This is a genomic window from Microcystis sp. M090S1 (genome assembly GCF_020246295.1).
GTDB classification, from domain to species: Bacteria; Cyanobacteriota; Cyanobacteriia; order Cyanobacteriales; family Microcystaceae; genus Microcystis; species Microcystis aeruginosa.
This window is the reverse complement of the sequence record NZ_JADBTF010000085.1, coordinates 1-15,589: the sequence shown is the minus strand read 5'-3', so window position 1 is coordinate 15,589 and position 15,589 is coordinate 1. Positions and strand designations below refer to the sequence as shown.

Below are 15,589 nucleotides of genomic sequence, written 5' to 3'. Positions count from 1 at the left end.
TAGCAAAATTATAGATGATTTCCTGACCTAAGATCACATTTTATTCTTTTTTCCACTTCAATCTAAGAATTGAGAAAACAGCAAAACCGTATATTATACCATAAAAAAATTATGCAAGAGGTCTATTTATTCAGCAAACCCTATTTAAACTGCTTATTCTTAGATTAGCCGAATCTCCTCCAATTCCTTTACTGTTGCCTCTTGCCTCGTCTCAACAAGCAATTTAAATTACGAACAGCTTATTAATGCTTGAGCAGCCCTCAGAAGCCCTTTTATTGAAGCCCTTTATTCCCTAAAGTCGTTGACAATAAAGCTATAGACAAACTTAAACCGTTAGATTGCAAGAGTAGAAAAAGTAGTAAAATAGTTCAATACCCGTAAAACATGAACAAAACATGACTACTCTATTGCAAAAAGCATTCACAGAAATCCAGAAACTGCCAGAGCATCTTCAAGATGAACTTGCTCAACAATTGCTGGAAGATATTGAAGGTGAATTAAAATGGCAGAAAAGCCTTTCCAACGAGGATCTGGAATTGGGAGCTTTAATAACAATGGCACAGGAAGCTCTGATAGAAGAACAAGAGGGGAGAACAGAAGATAAAGGCTTTGGGGAAGAATGAAGTCATCCAGAACCAAGAGGTTTCGTCAACTTTTTCTAAGTTTGCCGCAAAGGGTACAAGAAACAGCCAAGAAAAATTACCAGATTTGGAAAGAAAATCCATTTCACCCCAGCCTAGAGTTCAAAGAGGTGAAACCAAGAGAAAAAATCTGGTCAGTCAGAGTCGGCATTGGATGGCGAGCATTAGGGATTAAGAATTCAGAGGAAGAAAAGATAGTTTGGTTCTGGGTTGGATCGCACTCCGAGTATGACAAGATTCTAGGTAAGAATTAGAAGCGATCTAACAAATCACTGCACCCGACCTTATGCTAAAGTTATCTAAATCATCCCAAGTCATTGGCGGCGGGTGATGGGCAACGTTAGACCTACACCCTCTGATTGTTAACGATGACTATAATCCTAGAGAGGATTCTTTTTTTCCTATCACTGCATAGAAGGGATCGGCAACCATAATTCCTAACATTTGCAGGAAACTGGGGGTAGTAGCAGGACGAACGATCGCCTGTACTTCCCTAAATCCCGCCACCGATTTAAAATAGGATTTCACTAACGCTACCCGGCCTAAATCGCTATGATCGCGCCAAGCAGCGATCGCTTTTTGGTAAAACATTCGATTGGAAAAACTGACCACCACCAGACCATTAGGCTTTAAAATGCGATACAGTTCCGCAAAAATCGCCTCTGGATACTGCAAATACTGCACCGACACCGTGATTAACACCGCATCAAAAGAACTATCCTCTAGGGGCAATTTTGGCTGTGCATTGAGGTCTTGGACAAAATAACTATGCAAGCGGGGATTTTTGGCTAACTCCTCCCCATTCATCCCGTGACCTTCGATATGCTCAAATTCCATCTCCTCCGGTAAATGGGACACCCAGCTGCTCATCAGGTCTAAAATGCGCGTATTCGGCGATAATATCTCTCGGTAGAGAGCGGTTAATCGATCGATAAAACCCTCATCCACGTGGGTGACGAAGCGGGGAAAAGCATAAAAATCGCTGTCTTTGGTCGGATCGAGTTTAGTTCTTTCTTCGGGTCGGAGCATTTTTGTCAAGTTAATTTTACTATTCTTAACATACCCCACAGACAGAAAAAAGGGTTAACCGAACTGGTCAACCCCTAGGCTTGGGAACGCGCTGTAAATCTTAGCTTTGAACGACTAGCTTAACGTTAGCGTTTTGCAGACCGCGCTGTTTCACTTCGGATAGGGTTTTGTTCACAGCGTATTTTTGGTTGATCGAGTTGATCAATTCGGTTTGATTGTGTTTTTTGGCTACACCCCAGAGGTCAGCGATTAAATCGAAACTGCCGTCGGTGTTGCGAGACCAACCGAGATCATATTCGCCATCGAGAACAGCAACGATGTCGGAGCGAACCCGTTGACCGTTGTAACCACGAACATCAGCTTCGGTTTTTACGCTAATACCGAGGTCGCGGAGAGAAGCTTTGAGGATTTCGGAATCGGTGATTTTGGTCCGGAGAGTGCTAAAATGAGACATTGGAATTTCCTCTTTGTAGATAAGAATCAACAACAACAGATTGAGAGTTAAAGAGTGCCGCCAAGCGGCTTTTCGAGGCATTGCTAGTCCCTGAGAACTAGCCTTTCATCCCGTTGGGAGCGGGCGAAAGTCTGTTAGAACTCCAATCGCTGGTACTCAGCGACGGAGGCCGAAGCAGGTCGGGCGCGTTGTCTGGCCCAATCACGCAGGGCCGTCACCTGTTCGGTCATGGTGCGAGATAGGGGCAGAGTCGCCTTAATCGCCGCAATAATGTCCAATTGCGTGAATTCGCGATCTTGGGCGAAGGCCTCATACATGGCGGCAATCAGCGCCTGTTCTATTTCCGCACCGGAAAACCCATCGGATACCTTGGCTAACTGCTCCAAATCGAAGCGAGAAATGTCGGAGCGTCGTTTAGTCAGGTGAATATTAAAGATATCTTGTCTTTCTTCGGAATTGGGCAAATCGACAAAGAAGATTTCATCGAAGCGCCCCTTGCGGAGAAATTCCCCGGGTAGCCGTTCAATCCGGTTAGCTGTGGCCATAACGAAGACGGGTGAGGTTTTTTCCTGCATCCAAGTCAGGAAGGAGCCGAAGATGCGGCTAGAGGTTCCCCCATCGGAATCGGCGGATCCTGTACCACCGGCAAAAGCTTTATCTAATTCATCGATGAAAAGAATGGCCGGAGAGATGGATTCGGCAGTTTTTAGGGCATTACGCAGGTTAGCCTCAGACCGTCCCACCATGGAACCATCGTAAACCCGTCCCATATCTAAGCGCAGGAGCGGTAAACCCCAGAGGCGCGAGGTGGTTTTAGCGATTAAGGACTTACCACAGCCGGGTACTCCTAAAATTAGCATTCCTTTCGGTTGGGGGAGTCCGTAACCTCTGGCTCTTTCTGTAAAGGCATTTGATCGCTGTTTTAACCATCTTTTTAATTCTTCCAGACCGCCGACGGCGTTGATGGTCTCGTCTTCTTCAACGTATTCTAAAATTCCGTTGCGGCGAATCAGTTGTTTTTTCTCGGAAAGGACGATTTCTACCTCGTCTTCCGTCAATTTGTTCGCTTTTACATAGGCTTTGCGGTAAACTTTTTCGGCTTCATCTTTGGTTAAGCCTAAGGCCGCTTTCAGGAGTTTTTCCCGGACCTCTGTGGTGGTACGACGATTTTGATTTTTGCCTAGGTGTTGCGAGAGAACTGTATCTAACTCTCCCATGTCCGGCAGGGGAAAATCTAGAACTACTACGTCTTTCTCTAGTTCTATGGGGACTTCTTGCAGGGGAGACATTAAAATAATGATTTTTTCGGTTCCTTTAAAGCTGGCGATCGCATCTCTCAACCAGCGAGTGACCGGAGCGGAAGTGATGAACGGATGCAGGTCTTTGAAGATGTAGATGCCCGCTTCCCGTTGACGCACTACCCATTCGATCGCCGCTTCTGGCGACACGGTATTATGTTGATTGGTTTGGCGCGGTTGACCCTGTTCGATCATGCCGTGGGTGACAGTCCAGACAAACACCCGTCGATGTTGTGTATTTAGTTGGGCTATTTTGCTGATGGCTTCTTCCGCCCTTTCCTCCTCGGAGGTGACGAGGTAAATCAGGGGATACTGAGCCTTGACGAGAATTTCTAGCTCTTCTTTCATAACATCGACCCTATTTGTGGTAACGGTTTAGACCTTGGGCGGCTACTGAGAGTTTAGCAGGGAACTAAGGCTGCTTCTCCCTCTGCGGTTCCTTGAGCACCAACGGGTTCGGGAACTTCGAGCGGGAACTCGTCGCCGACTATTCCAGGCTGGCGTTTGATTGACCTTAGCCGATCTTCTTTCATCACTAAGGCGGCATCACACTCGGGACAGACATGAACCTGATAGGTTTTGCCATAGGCGGCGGCTTCGATTTCTTCTACCTTGTCGGGGTATTTTAGGTAGAAAGCGATCGCTTTTTCCACCAGCCCTGACATCGATTCTTCATCGATCGCGGCTCTTATTTTTAGTTGACGATGGACTCCAGGGGGAAGGTACAGTGTGACTTTTTGCTTGTCTTGCATATCACTAAATTGGTTTACCCGGGTATGTGTCCTTACTATAACCACTGTCTTTCCCTCCTGTCAAGATGGTAAGCTGTCATAACAGCATAATTGTAACATTTCTTTACAATTGTTGGAGAAGTGGGATGGGGAAGTGAGGAAGTGGGAAAGTGGGATGAGGAAGTGGGGAAGTGGGGAAGTGGGGAAATTGAACTAAAACCCCAAAACCCCAAAACCCCAACACCTAAAACCTGACTCCTGACTCGGAGAATACTGACTCCTGAATTGAGCAAACCCTAATTACTATTGATGCGACTTAAAAAGGCTTGTAGGCGCTCGCTGTGGGGATTATTAAAGAAGGTGTCGGGATCACCTGCTTCTTCGATGACACCTTGATTAAAGAACAAAACCTTGTTAGAGACCTCCTTCGCGAACTGCATTTCGTGGGTGACGACTACCATAGTCATCCCCTCATCGGCCAATTGACGCATAACGTTTAACACTTCCCCGACTAATTCCGGATCCAGGGCCGAAGTGGGTTCATCAAATAAAATCACCTCTGGTTTCATGCAGAGACTGCGAGCGATCGCCACCCGTTGTTTTTGTCCTCCCGATAATTGGTCGGGATAAACATCGGCTTTTGGGGCCAATCCCACCTTTTCCAGATAATGAATTGCGGTATCTTTAGCCTCATTTTCCGAGTGGTGTAACACTTGCTTGGGGGCCAACATCAAGTTTTGTAAAACGGTGAGATGGGGAAAAAGATTAAAGTGTTGAAACACCATACTTACCCGGCTGCGTAACTTGCGGAGGACCGATTGATTTAACTTCGGGGAAGAGATGTCAATCCCCATCACCTCCAAGCGGCCGCCGTTAATTGTTTCCAAACGATTGAGACAGCGTAAAAAGGTACTTTTGCCGCAGCCAGAGGGACCGATTACCGATACCACATCCCCTTGACAAAGAGTGCCTGTAACTCCTTTAAGTACCTCTAAAGAGCCGTAACTTTTGCGTAAACCTTCACTGACAATCACAGGGGTGGTAGTGGTCATGATATCCTCTCGTAAAAAATTTTACATTCTGTCTGTATAAAGGTATCGAGATTAGTTTCTGCCAGATTGTATCCTTGACGACATTTTATCAAGAGGAATAATCATAATACTCAAATAGTCTCTCTACATCTGTCTTGGGTGGGAAGTAGGACGAAATTACTAACTTAGTTGAGCGAAAAAATCAAGGAGAAACAATTAAAAAATGATTAAATTTTGGCGAGGGCGGGCGGTGCAGAGAGTCATCTTTGCCTTGTTAGGATTAGTCTTGGCGCTCGGATTAACTGTTATTCCGGCTTTTTCTCAGACCCCTCCTAATCCTTTTCGAGTAGCAACGGAAGCGACTTTTCCGCCCTTTGAATTCCAACAAGGGGGACAATTAACTGGGTTTGATATCGATTTAATGCGGGCGATTGGCAAGGAAGCCGATCTCAACATTGACTTTAGAAATTTACCCTTTGATGGCATTATTCCGGCTCTACAAGCGAGAACAGTGGAAGCCGCTATTAGTGGCATGACTATCACCGCCGAACGCGCCCAAGCGATTTCTTTTTCTCGACCTTATTTTAGGGCTGGTTTAGCGATCGCTGTTCGGGAAGATAATAAGACGATTAAAAATTTTGAAGACTTAAAAGGCAAAAGAATTGCCGTCCAAATTGGCACAACGGGAGCCTTAGAAGCGACAAAAATACCGGGGGCAACAGTTAGTCAATTTGACTCGGCGGCTTTAGCTTTGCAGGAATTAATTAATGGTCGAGTTGAGGCGGTAGTTAACGATAAACCCGTGACTTTGTATGCAATTAAACAAGCGGGTTTACGGGGAGTAAAAGTTGTCGGAGAATTATTAACGGAGGAATTCTATGGCATTGCTTTACCCAAAAATTCCCCCTATCTCCAATTAATTAATGATGCTCTCGGTCGAGTCATAGAAAGTGGTCGGTACGATGCTATTTTTCGGCAATGGTTTGGAGAAAAACCGCCAGAATTACCTTTAGTTGCCCCAGCTTTAAAGAATTTACAGGAATCAAGTTTTAACTGGGGAGAATTATTCTATAACCTGATTTTTAAAGGGGTTCCCTGGACAATTCTGTTAACAGTTCTGTCTTTTCTGTTCGGGTTAATCGGTGGAACTTTAGTGGCCATTGCCCTGATTTCTCCCTACAAATGGTTAAAAATAATTTGCCGCATCTATGTGGATTTCTTTCGGGGAACACCGATGCTGGTGCAATTATTCTTGATCTATTTTGGTTTGCCAGGGTTGTTCCGAGAAATTGGCTTAAATATCGACTTAGATCGTTTACCGGCGGCCCTATTTGCCCTAAGTTTAAATGTGGCGGCCTATTTAGCTGAAATTATGCGCGGCGGTATTCAATCGATCGATAATGGTCAATGGGAAGCTTGTTCTAGTCTAGGAATGTCCCCAGTGCAAACCATGCACGAGGTGATTTTTCCCCAAGCTTTTCGCCGGATGTTGCCACCCTTGGGGAATGAATTTATCACCCTAATTAAAGATACCAGTTTAGCGGCAGTAATCGGTTTTGAAGAGTTATTCCGGCAAGGTCAATTAATGGTAGCCACTACCTATAAAGCTTTCGAGATTTATATCGCTGTTGCTGTAGTTTATTTGGTTTTAACTACCCTTTCCTCTGTGGTATTTAAGCGCTTAGAGATTTATATGGATCCCCTACATAAATCTAAACAGGAACAGAAAGCTTAGGGGCAACAGATGGGAACTGATAAGTAATAGGGCAAAATTAACTTCTTGGTTAGGATAGGCAAGAGGCAAGAGGTAGTTAAATATGTGCATTTAATTGTGTCTAGCTACTTACTAAATCCGTTTTTAATGGTATGATTGACTCCCGATCGAACTTTAAAAACCCACTTGCCACTTGCCACTTCTCAATCCCCACTTTCCTATCCTCTTTATACTAAATCTGGTTATTAAAAACTGATTATTTATTCCCCCTTTTGCATGAGTGCCTCTCCTGATATGTAGCCCATACTCAACGGATTTAGTATGATAACCGATAACCCTTTCATCGCCTTCATAAAATTTAACATTAACGCCATTTTCTCAAAAAAATCGACCCGCCTAAGGGCGGGAAAGAAAAGAAAAAAGAAAAAATAGGGAATAAGGGTAAAAGGGGAAAAAGGAAAAAGGGTTAGAGAGTTCTCCCGAATACGCAGACTACCCGAAAACCGAGATCGTCGTAGCGGTAGTCGCGGCGGATGAGGTCGTTGATGATGCGAAACGCGGAACGGCAGAAAGTAGGATTGAAGCCCCAGGAACCGCCCCGCAGAGGAGAACGATTATCATTCCCATTTTCTAGCCAGGCACTGCCATCTCTCGGCGCACCGTCATAGTTATCGTGCCAAGTATCGGCGCACCACTCCCAGACATTGCCGTGCATATCGTATAGCCCGAAGGCATTGGGGGGAAATTGTCCCACGGGAGTCGTTTCTCCTCGATGTTCTCCCTTCGCTTCCTCGGCATAGGTATTACTGGCATCATAGTTAGCCAATTCCCCGGTAATGGTTTCCCCAAAGTAAAATGGGGTGATGGTTCCAGCACGACAAGCGTATTCCCATTCCGCTTCACTCGGTAGTCGGTATTCCCTTCCGGTCAGTTTCGATAATCTCGCACAGAATTCGACGGCATCGTACCAGTTGACTTGTTCCACGGGTCTATCCCAGCGCGTGGGCGATCCCCCCCTAGCCCCCTCTTCAAAAGGGGGGGAATCGGAAGCCCCCCTTTTTAAGGGGGGTTTGGGGGGATCTTTAAAGTCGGAAGCCCCCCTTTTTAAGGGGGGTTTGGGGGGATCTTTAAAGTGGGAGGGATCAGGATCAAGGTCTTTTTCTACTTTTAAATCCGTGCGAGAGGCAACTGCTCTCCACTGGGTCTGGGTGATAGGATATTTACCTATAAAAAAGGGGGGGACGTTAACCTCATGTTGAGGACGTTCATTACCAAAACTATCTTTCTCGTCTTGCGCTGAACCCATCAGGAAAGTTCCCCCCGGGATGGCAACCATCTCTAAGGTGATGCCGTTGCCCAAATCTTCGCTGAAATATTGGGCTTCTCTTGACTCTTTTTCGATTTGCTCACCCTTAGCATTTACTCGCACCACCTCAAAGTTAAATGGTAACAATTCTAACTTTTGCAACGTTTTAACTGAAACTGGATTAACTGAAACTGGAACTTTCTTTGATTGCGTATTTTGTGACGTTTGAGAACCAGGGGTACGGGCTGCCGTTTGCTCCAGTTGCTCTGCAATAACCAGATAATTTCCGCCCAAATTTCTTAAGATTCTGGCCGACACTTCGGCAAAAGGACGAATAATGCCCTGTATATCTCCACCTATTTCTGTTGAGGGTTTTTTCAATTCAGCGAGGAAGTCCCGCAATTCTAGGTTCAGTTGTTTGGCGATATATTTGGAGACGCGATCAAATACATCTACTGTAGTAGAGCGAGTAGAACTAAGTTGTAAAATGTCTCTTACTTCTGGATTGATAAAATCGTAGAGTACCGCATCTGGGTCAGATTCCTTAATCCCTAACGAACGAACGCGAAGAATACCGCCTAAAAATACTTCTGCGATTTGGACTTGACCTGCTTCTGGTAACATTTCCTTGCGGATCAATCGAACTACGGGCAGAAAAATTGTCGGTGTTGCCGCTAACAATTCAGCTAATTCTTGAGCTAAAAGTGAGGCATTATTGCGAAATCGTCTAACTATTTCTTCTGGAGTTAAATTTAGCTCGGCCTCGGGTTCTAATTCTTCTTTGGTATCGGGAGTCAGTATAAATCCTGCCACTTTAGTGTCACTGCGCCCCACGACTACACTACTCCATCGTTCGACACTGAAAGGTTCTAAAGTAAAAACAGGAATCTGTAAGCGATTCTGTTCACGAAAGACGTTTTCCCAAATCAGCACATCTCTAAATTTTAATCGACTATTAGTTAGGCCTGGTTCATCACTAAACAAAGTTACTTTCGCTCCCAATCCCAAGCCAGTTTTCAGCCAAAGCCATTCTGGAAGCATTTGCAATATAGCTAATGGACTCGATTGGCTCCACAATTTTAAAAGCGGAAACATCCTACCATCTCGCCAATAGGATGCCACACAATCACTAACTACTACAATGAGACGACGGCCATTCGGATTGAGTAATTCTTTAGGATGATAAACTCTAGAATTAGTCTTGCTTAATCCTTTATAAAGAAATAGATTATTTTCCTTGAAAGCTAATTGCCAGACCTGTACATCACGAAAGATACCGTAATGTTGTAGTACAGTTTTAATATCCGTTAAGGTTTGATGCCAAATATCCATCGACGGACTGCGATCAAATACCAATGCTAGTTCTAACCAAGGTTCTAAAGTTGGTTTAAAAACAGGGTTCAAGATTTTTTGGTCAGTTGCGGCAAAACTTTCCACTGTTCGTACTTCATCCAAAATACTTGGACGATCCTGTGTAGGTACGCGCCGCAATAATGTTTTTAAAGCTCTTGCCAAAGATAGAGAACTGCCCAAATCCGACGGATTATCGACTGGAAAAGTTAAAGAGCCACCGCCACCAACGAATGAATCTTTGCTTTGTTGTCGCGGGAATAAGTGTCCCACAGGTTCCGTTTTTTTCTCTTCTTCTTTCCCTAGAACCTTTTGTTTGGATTCAGATGAGGATGAAGAACTATTACCATTAGAAGAACCATCTTCAATTTCTTCTTCACTTTTGCTTTCAGTAGTTTCTACAATTTGAGGCCAATGGAGCAATAGCCAACACAAATCGGCCAACTCGTAACCGGTCATTTCTAGCTCTGACTGATTGAGAGTCTTAAGTAACCTTTTGAATCGATCCGGTTTCACTGATGCGGAAGCATCGCTCATTATAATCCCTCCGTATCGTTCAAACTCTTAAGCAATAACTCTTTCAAAGATTTGCGATCGAGAGTGGATTCTGGACCACCAGTTAACATATATACAACGTTGAGGAGTTGATCCGTTGCCAAATCTTTTCTATCCAGAAAATCTGTAATTAATTGACCAATGCGATCGCTAGACTTATTAAAATATTCATCACCCATGTGAGATTTGACTATGGATTTAAGATTATTAATGCCCGGATTGGGCATATTGATTCTAATACAACGTCTTTTGAAGGCTGGAGGAAAATCTCTTTCCCCGTTACTGGTCATAACGACGATAGGAAAAGCATTACATCCCACTATTCCGCTCTTTAGCTCGACGGGATGAAGATTTTTATCCCAAGTAAAAACTGAAACTGTTTTATCGGGGTTTCTCTCTGTCCAGCGTTTTATTTCGGGGATTTCATATTCGCCTTCTTCAAACAGATTGAGGAGGTCATTGGGTAAATTGATGTCACTTTTGTCTATCTCGTCTATTAGCAACACTCTGGGCAAAGCTGAAGGAAGAAATGCCGTACCCAAAGCTCCTAAAGTGATATAAGAGCCAATATCTTGTTTTCCATCGGGTTCTGATTCTTGTAAGCGGGCGATCGCATCATAACGATACAAACCGTCCTGAAGAGTTGTTCGAGCCGTAATCGACCATTTTAAAACCGGACCCAATTTCAGTTGGTATGCTAAAGCATAGGCTAGGGAAGTTTTCCCCGAACCGGGACGACCAGTCACTAACAGAGGACGACGCAAGCATAAAGCCGCATTTACTCCGGCGATCACCAAATCGATAGCTTCCTGAAGTTGAGCATTTTGAGAATTGGTTTCATTGTCAGCGATTTCTGACAAACGGAATTTTTCACCGCGCTCGCGATCTTTTTTTTCTTTCTCGACAAGTTTCAATAATTCTGACCAGCGATCGCTATCTCGATCGAGAATAGGTCTGTCGAAATTTCTCCAAGGAGGTGGAGAGGGAAGATTAAGAGTTTCAGATAGCTGTTCTCCCCGACCATTAAACGGTTGCCAGTGAACTGATTTAGTTTCTTCTACCATTTTATTACTTAGCTCCTATTGTTTGTAAGGGATTTTCTTCTGGCAAGATTTCTGGGTCTTCTAACAACATACCGAGATAATAACCAGGATACTGTTTACGCTCTGTTTCAGTTCTGGTTCCCCATGAAACAGTTCTTAGTTCCCAAGTTTTTTCCAGTAACCCACGACATCGATCGGATAAATTATCGCAACTCAGACATTGTGTAAATTCCTGTTCAAATTGTACTTCTGAGGGAATAATATCCCAATTCCAAACGGCGATGGGAATACCACTATCAAAAATAGACTCAAAGAACCTCATACGCTCAAATTTATCGACAAAGAGAGAACCTTTTAATATAATCCCCCACAGATTCGAGCAATTTTTCATAAAAATCTCTAGTTCTTTCCAATTAGAGATTTGATTATTTCCAATCTCAATTATATTAGATTTTTGAGTATTTTTTATTTCATTAGCTAGAATATTCTTAGATATTTCCCGACAATCATCTCTCAAAAAAGTATCGATTCTTTCCCATCCTTTTTTGAGTGATCCGATGCGACTATTTTTCCGTATGCGTTCTCTACTTCGTAAAAATAGTCGGTAGTTTACTACCAATGATCTAGGTGTTTCTTCTTCATAAATTATTACCCAATTATCTAAATTAGAATGTAAATCAAAAATTGGAATAAATACTTCTATTCTTAATTCATCAATTGCTTTATCTCGAAATTGAGGCTCACTCTCAAGATAATCGATGTATGCTTTTATAGCTCTCGGAATATCTTCAAATTTAGGACAATCAAAGCCTTTTTTATCTCTAGATAATGAAATTTCAGATAGTTCATCCCGAAATTTAAACTGTCCCCTTACGTTCCATTTATCTTGATTTTCTCCATTGGCAAGTCTCTCAATCATAATTAATAATATCGGTGGCAAGCAAGAGCTATTTTTATTAACCTTAGTGCTAAGTAAGATTTCAGTTTTTTTCAAATCGCAATTAGCCTCATCTAACCATGATTTTATACGTTCGTTATCACCTAATGATTGAGCTAATTTTCTTATCAATGCTGTGGATTTATACTGGTCAAGAAATACTTGTTTTAATAATTCATAATTCTTGGTAAAACACAAACTCTTGATATAAACTTTGTCATCTTCATTTTTATTTATTTCTTCAATCTTAGAACAGGCTTGCCAAATATCTTTCCAATCGATTTCATCGAGAATCGGGCATATTCTCGACCATAAATAGTCAAATAATTCGTCGCAATTATTTTTTTGTGATTCACTATTTTCATTATCAAAAAGAGTAATTGTCTTAGGAGATTGACTCATTTCTTTTTGTTGTTGTTTAGCAATATCACTAATAACTGCAATTAAACTATCGTAATAAACACTATCTTTTTCGTAAAAATTAATCCCATCTATTAAATCACAAAATTTATCTATAAATCCGCTTAATGCTTTTAAAATACCCAATAATGAAGAGCGCATATCGCTTCGTTCTTCCACACCTTTAACACTCAAAAAACCAATTATATCTTTTCTCTTTTGGGGATCTTGAATAGAAGGGCAATTCTCCAAGGCATCAATCAGCCGATTGAATCCTTGATCACTTGGTTTAGTGGGAACACTCAACAACATTCTAAAGGAAACTCCTCCGGCAACATTTGTATCGTGGCTTTTCTTAAATTTTGCATGGCAACAGAATTATTTTCGTAGAGCATATCAATAACGTCTAATAGCTCCGCCAATCCTCCTGAATAACCACGAGAAGTTTTAATTGCACTTAATACTACACTGTTTGCATTACCTTCCATGATGATGTTATTGGCTATTTCCTTCCTGAGATTCAAAATAATATCTTTTCGACTTTGGGGATCTTGCATTGACTGGCATTGTAAAAAAAGATCGCGCAATAGGCCTAATTCTTGGATAGTTAAATTGCGAGGTAGCGGAAAACTATCCCGTTTCCCTGTTTTAGTGGCTGGCTCAATTTCGCTAAATCGTTCTTTTCTATTACCCGACCAGTCCTGATATAAAAGATATGAAGGAGTTTGCCTGGTGTGTTTATCTTCTCGCAGTTTGATGAACTTTTTCTGCACGGACTGCATAACTGACTCCAGATCTGGAGGCCAAATCTCTGTATCTTTTAATGAGTTCAATTCATTTAATAGTTCTCGTGAAAATATACCCGTTTGTTCGTCGCCTTTATTAATCGCATATTCTCCCGGATTAGCCGCCAGCATGACCATTTGTTGTTGACTTGGCAAATGTTTACCGATAGGGGGAAGATCGTCAGGTGGAGTTATCTTTAATAATTGGGAATTAGCGCAAGCATCGAAGATTAGTAACTGCTGAGGTAAATTTTTATATAAATCGGTCTGCATAGCATTAAGCTGGGCAGTTAAATTCAGGTTCTTCAAGTCCTCCATTGTCGCATCGGCATAAATCAATCGACGATCGCCTTGAGGGACGATCCAACCGTGTCCCGACCAAAACAAGAAAAACAAGCTCGCCGTTTTTTTTCTCACTTCCTCGCGCAGAGCTTTATTGATTATATCTTTGGTCGCTTCTAAGGGTTTACTGTTGATCAGACTGGTAATCTCGTCAACGATTCCAGTATTGCGATCGAGTGGAGATGCGAAAACCGAAATATTTTCAGGAGGCACATTGCGATATCGTAACCATTGACAGAACCGATGAACATCATTGACCGGACCGTTCAAATCCGGGATAGCATTAGAATCGGCATACCTTTCAATGCCAACTAGAATAGCTTGCGTTGTCGATGGTTCAGCCATTAACTATCTTCTCCATCTTCTGCCAAACGGCATCCCAAACCTTGTCATTATTCCAATATGCACCGTGAGACTCGGGGAACGGTTGTTTACTGTCGATTTCCACATCTTCTATCTTTCCAGGGAATATTTTCTCACCCACATAACTGAGGAAATCGTTGCGATCATAAATATTTAACCAATCGGGGAAAGTATCCGGTAACTTGGCATTGGGATTATATTCCATCCCCACCAAAGCATTCAGTTCATAAAGAATAGGAGATTGAGAACCGATCGTCACCAACAAAGCCACTTGTGGTAATTGTTGTTCTAATAGCAAATCGACGGCAATAATACCACCCAAACTATGGGCGATTAATACGGTGGGATATTCCAGACGTTCAACGGTTGTGCGAACAAAGTCTCTAAGCTTTTGTCCCCTTGCTTGATACATCAAAATATCTCCCAAAGTGCCACTATATTCTTCCGTGAATCCATTTCGCTTTCTTTGGAGATTATTCTGAATAATACGCCTGATCGTACCAGAAATCATCTCTTTTATGCCGGACAAAACTCCTTTTTCCGTACCCCCTAATTCCGCCGCTATTTGCTCGACAATTTGATCTCGTAATCCCCCATTAACCGATAAGGCAAATTCCCCGTATTTATCTCTCACCAAAATAGCACTCTGGGCTACCAGCGCACGGGCGATCGCTATGCGGTATTCTCCTAATGGTTCCGTGGCGGATTCGATCGCTTTTTGATAATCGCTTTCGTTGACGATAATGGATTGGGATTGAGAAAAAAACTGGCCAATTCCAGCCTGATCGAGCATTTCTTGCAGATTAGATGATGGATTTAAGGCTCGAACCCGATTATCCAAATCCTCGCCTAGCTTTTCTCCAAAAACGGACCCTTTGTCCTCGGAACTTATGGTTAGGATTTGCAGTTCTATGAGTGGGTCTTGATATAGTAACTCCCATAAACCCAGAACGTAGTCTTCATCAGTTAAATCGGTTTCTGAGGCTTTTTTTTGATCCGACACTGGAATAGATAGTCCCCCAGCATTTAACGTTGTGCCGAGGGAACCACCCCAGTAACACTTATGAAAACACAAATTTTCATTGCGTTCTTTCAATTTTCGGATAATGATACTAAAAGTTTTGCTATAGGCAGGTTCTCGTACCCCAGTACCGTGGATAAAAACTAGGTTCCAATCCCATTGTCTCATCGACTTACCCCATCAAACCGACTCATTTCTTCACTCAAGATACTCAATTTCTTCACTCTTCTCTATCCTCTGACTCAAAACAAGGTCTTCACGTCCCCACCTGACCATCGACCTACCGATTGGATACGGAGACCATCAGACCCCTACCCAATATTATCTCAAGACTAAAAGGTTTTCTGGTGGAGAAATCGACCCAATTGACATCCTCGCCGCCGGGGCCGGACGGTGATGAGCGTGAACGAAAAGCGTATTACAGTTTTCTTAAAGGACGGTAGCCAAGAGAAAATCGTCATCGAAAATTTTGGGTCTGAAACCCCGTGGTTCTACGACGGCTTTACTGTTAAATATGAGCATCGTTTACGAAATATATGCTAAAATGTGAGGTATGGAAAAAGCCTATTCGTTTCGATTTTACCCCACAC

Annotated in this window: 13 protein-coding genes; 3 read left to right on the top strand and 10 right to left on the bottom strand. The window is 42.8% G+C overall.

The window, feature by feature from the left end:
* The first annotated feature begins 395 nt into the window (after positions 1 to 395).
* Together IM477_RS03775 and IM477_RS22900 are read left to right on the top strand one after the other, a co-directional pair.
* Complete coding sequence (locus IM477_RS03775; RefSeq protein ID WP_002756907.1) at positions 396 to 623, top strand: hypothetical protein; 228 nt, start codon at positions 396 to 398, stop codon at positions 621 to 623.
* Complete coding sequence (locus IM477_RS22900) at positions 620 to 895, top strand: ParE family toxin-like protein (protein WP_012265764.1); 276 nt, start codon at positions 620 to 622, stop codon at positions 893 to 895. Before IM477_RS03775 ends, IM477_RS22900 begins: the two co-directional genes overlap by 4 nt.
* A 118-nt stretch (positions 896 to 1,013) precedes the next feature.
* Here the strand turns inward: IM477_RS22900 and IM477_RS03770 are convergent, their stop codons facing one another.
* From IM477_RS03770 to IM477_RS03750, 5 genes are all read right to left on the bottom strand, one after another.
* On the bottom strand, positions 1,014 to 1,670 hold the full coding sequence (locus IM477_RS03770; RefSeq protein WP_287730584.1) for a class I SAM-dependent methyltransferase: 657 nt from the start codon (positions 1,668 to 1,670) through the stop codon (positions 1,014 to 1,016).
* 100 nt (positions 1,671 to 1,770) lie between these two features.
* Complete coding sequence (locus tag IM477_RS03765; protein ID WP_061431026.1) at positions 1,771 to 2,124, bottom strand: DUF1257 domain-containing protein; 354 nt, start codon at positions 2,122 to 2,124, stop codon at positions 1,771 to 1,773.
* Positions 2,125 to 2,258: 134 nt separating this feature from the next.
* Positions 2,259 to 3,770 carry a stress-responsive protein Ycf46 gene (gene ycf46, locus IM477_RS03760; protein ID WP_287730583.1) on the bottom strand — a complete coding sequence of 504 codons (1,512 nt, stop codon included), beginning with the start codon at positions 3,768 to 3,770 and terminating at the stop codon, positions 2,259 to 2,261.
* A gap of 53 nt (positions 3,771 to 3,823) precedes the next feature.
* On the bottom strand, positions 3,824 to 4,174 hold the full coding sequence (locus tag IM477_RS03755) for a slr0373 family blue light stress response protein (protein ID WP_287730582.1): 351 nt from the start codon (positions 4,172 to 4,174) through the stop codon (positions 3,824 to 3,826).
* A 275-nt stretch (positions 4,175 to 4,449) separates the two neighbouring features.
* Positions 4,450 to 5,205 carry an amino acid ABC transporter ATP-binding protein gene (locus tag IM477_RS03750; protein ID WP_287730581.1) on the bottom strand — a complete coding sequence of 252 codons (756 nt, stop codon included), beginning with the start codon at positions 5,203 to 5,205 and terminating at the stop codon, positions 4,450 to 4,452.
* Positions 5,206 to 5,407: 202 nt separating this feature from the next.
* Between IM477_RS03750 and IM477_RS03745 the strand changes: the two genes are divergently transcribed.
* Positions 5,408 to 6,919 carry an ABC transporter permease subunit gene (locus IM477_RS03745; RefSeq protein ID WP_287730580.1) on the top strand — a complete coding sequence of 504 codons (1,512 nt, stop codon included), beginning with the start codon at positions 5,408 to 5,410 and terminating at the stop codon, positions 6,917 to 6,919.
* A gap of 445 nt (positions 6,920 to 7,364) precedes the next feature.
* On the opposite strand, the gene IM477_RS03740 is transcribed toward IM477_RS03745, so the two are convergent.
* Genes IM477_RS03740 through IM477_RS03720 form a run of 5 tightly spaced genes read right to left on the bottom strand, consistent with a single transcriptional unit; the run spans position 7,365 to position 15,167 of the window.
* Complete coding sequence (locus IM477_RS03740; protein ID WP_287730579.1) at positions 7,365 to 10,091, bottom strand: formylglycine-generating enzyme family protein; 2,727 nt, start codon at positions 10,089 to 10,091, stop codon at positions 7,365 to 7,367.
* Positions 10,091 to 11,173 (bottom strand): AAA family ATPase, encoded by a 1,083-nt coding sequence (locus IM477_RS03735; protein WP_287730578.1) that lies wholly within the window; start codon positions 11,171 to 11,173, stop codon positions 10,091 to 10,093. The genes IM477_RS03740 and IM477_RS03735 overlap by 1 nt, the downstream gene beginning before the upstream one ends.
* 4 nt (positions 11,174 to 11,177) lie before the next feature.
* Positions 11,178 to 12,800 carry a VMAP-C domain-containing protein gene (locus tag IM477_RS03730; protein ID WP_287730577.1) on the bottom strand — a complete coding sequence of 541 codons (1,623 nt, stop codon included), beginning with the start codon at positions 12,798 to 12,800 and terminating at the stop codon, positions 11,178 to 11,180.
* Positions 12,791 to 13,960, bottom strand: coding sequence for a caspase family protein (locus tag IM477_RS03725; protein WP_287730576.1), 1,170 nt, complete (start codon positions 13,958 to 13,960; stop codon positions 12,791 to 12,793). The genes IM477_RS03730 and IM477_RS03725 overlap by 10 nt, the downstream gene beginning before the upstream one ends.
* Complete coding sequence (locus tag IM477_RS03720) at positions 13,953 to 15,167, bottom strand: lipase family protein (protein WP_287730575.1); 1,215 nt, start codon at positions 15,165 to 15,167, stop codon at positions 13,953 to 13,955. The genes IM477_RS03725 and IM477_RS03720 overlap by 8 nt, the downstream gene beginning before the upstream one ends.
* Positions 15,168 to 15,589: the final 422 nt, after the last annotated feature.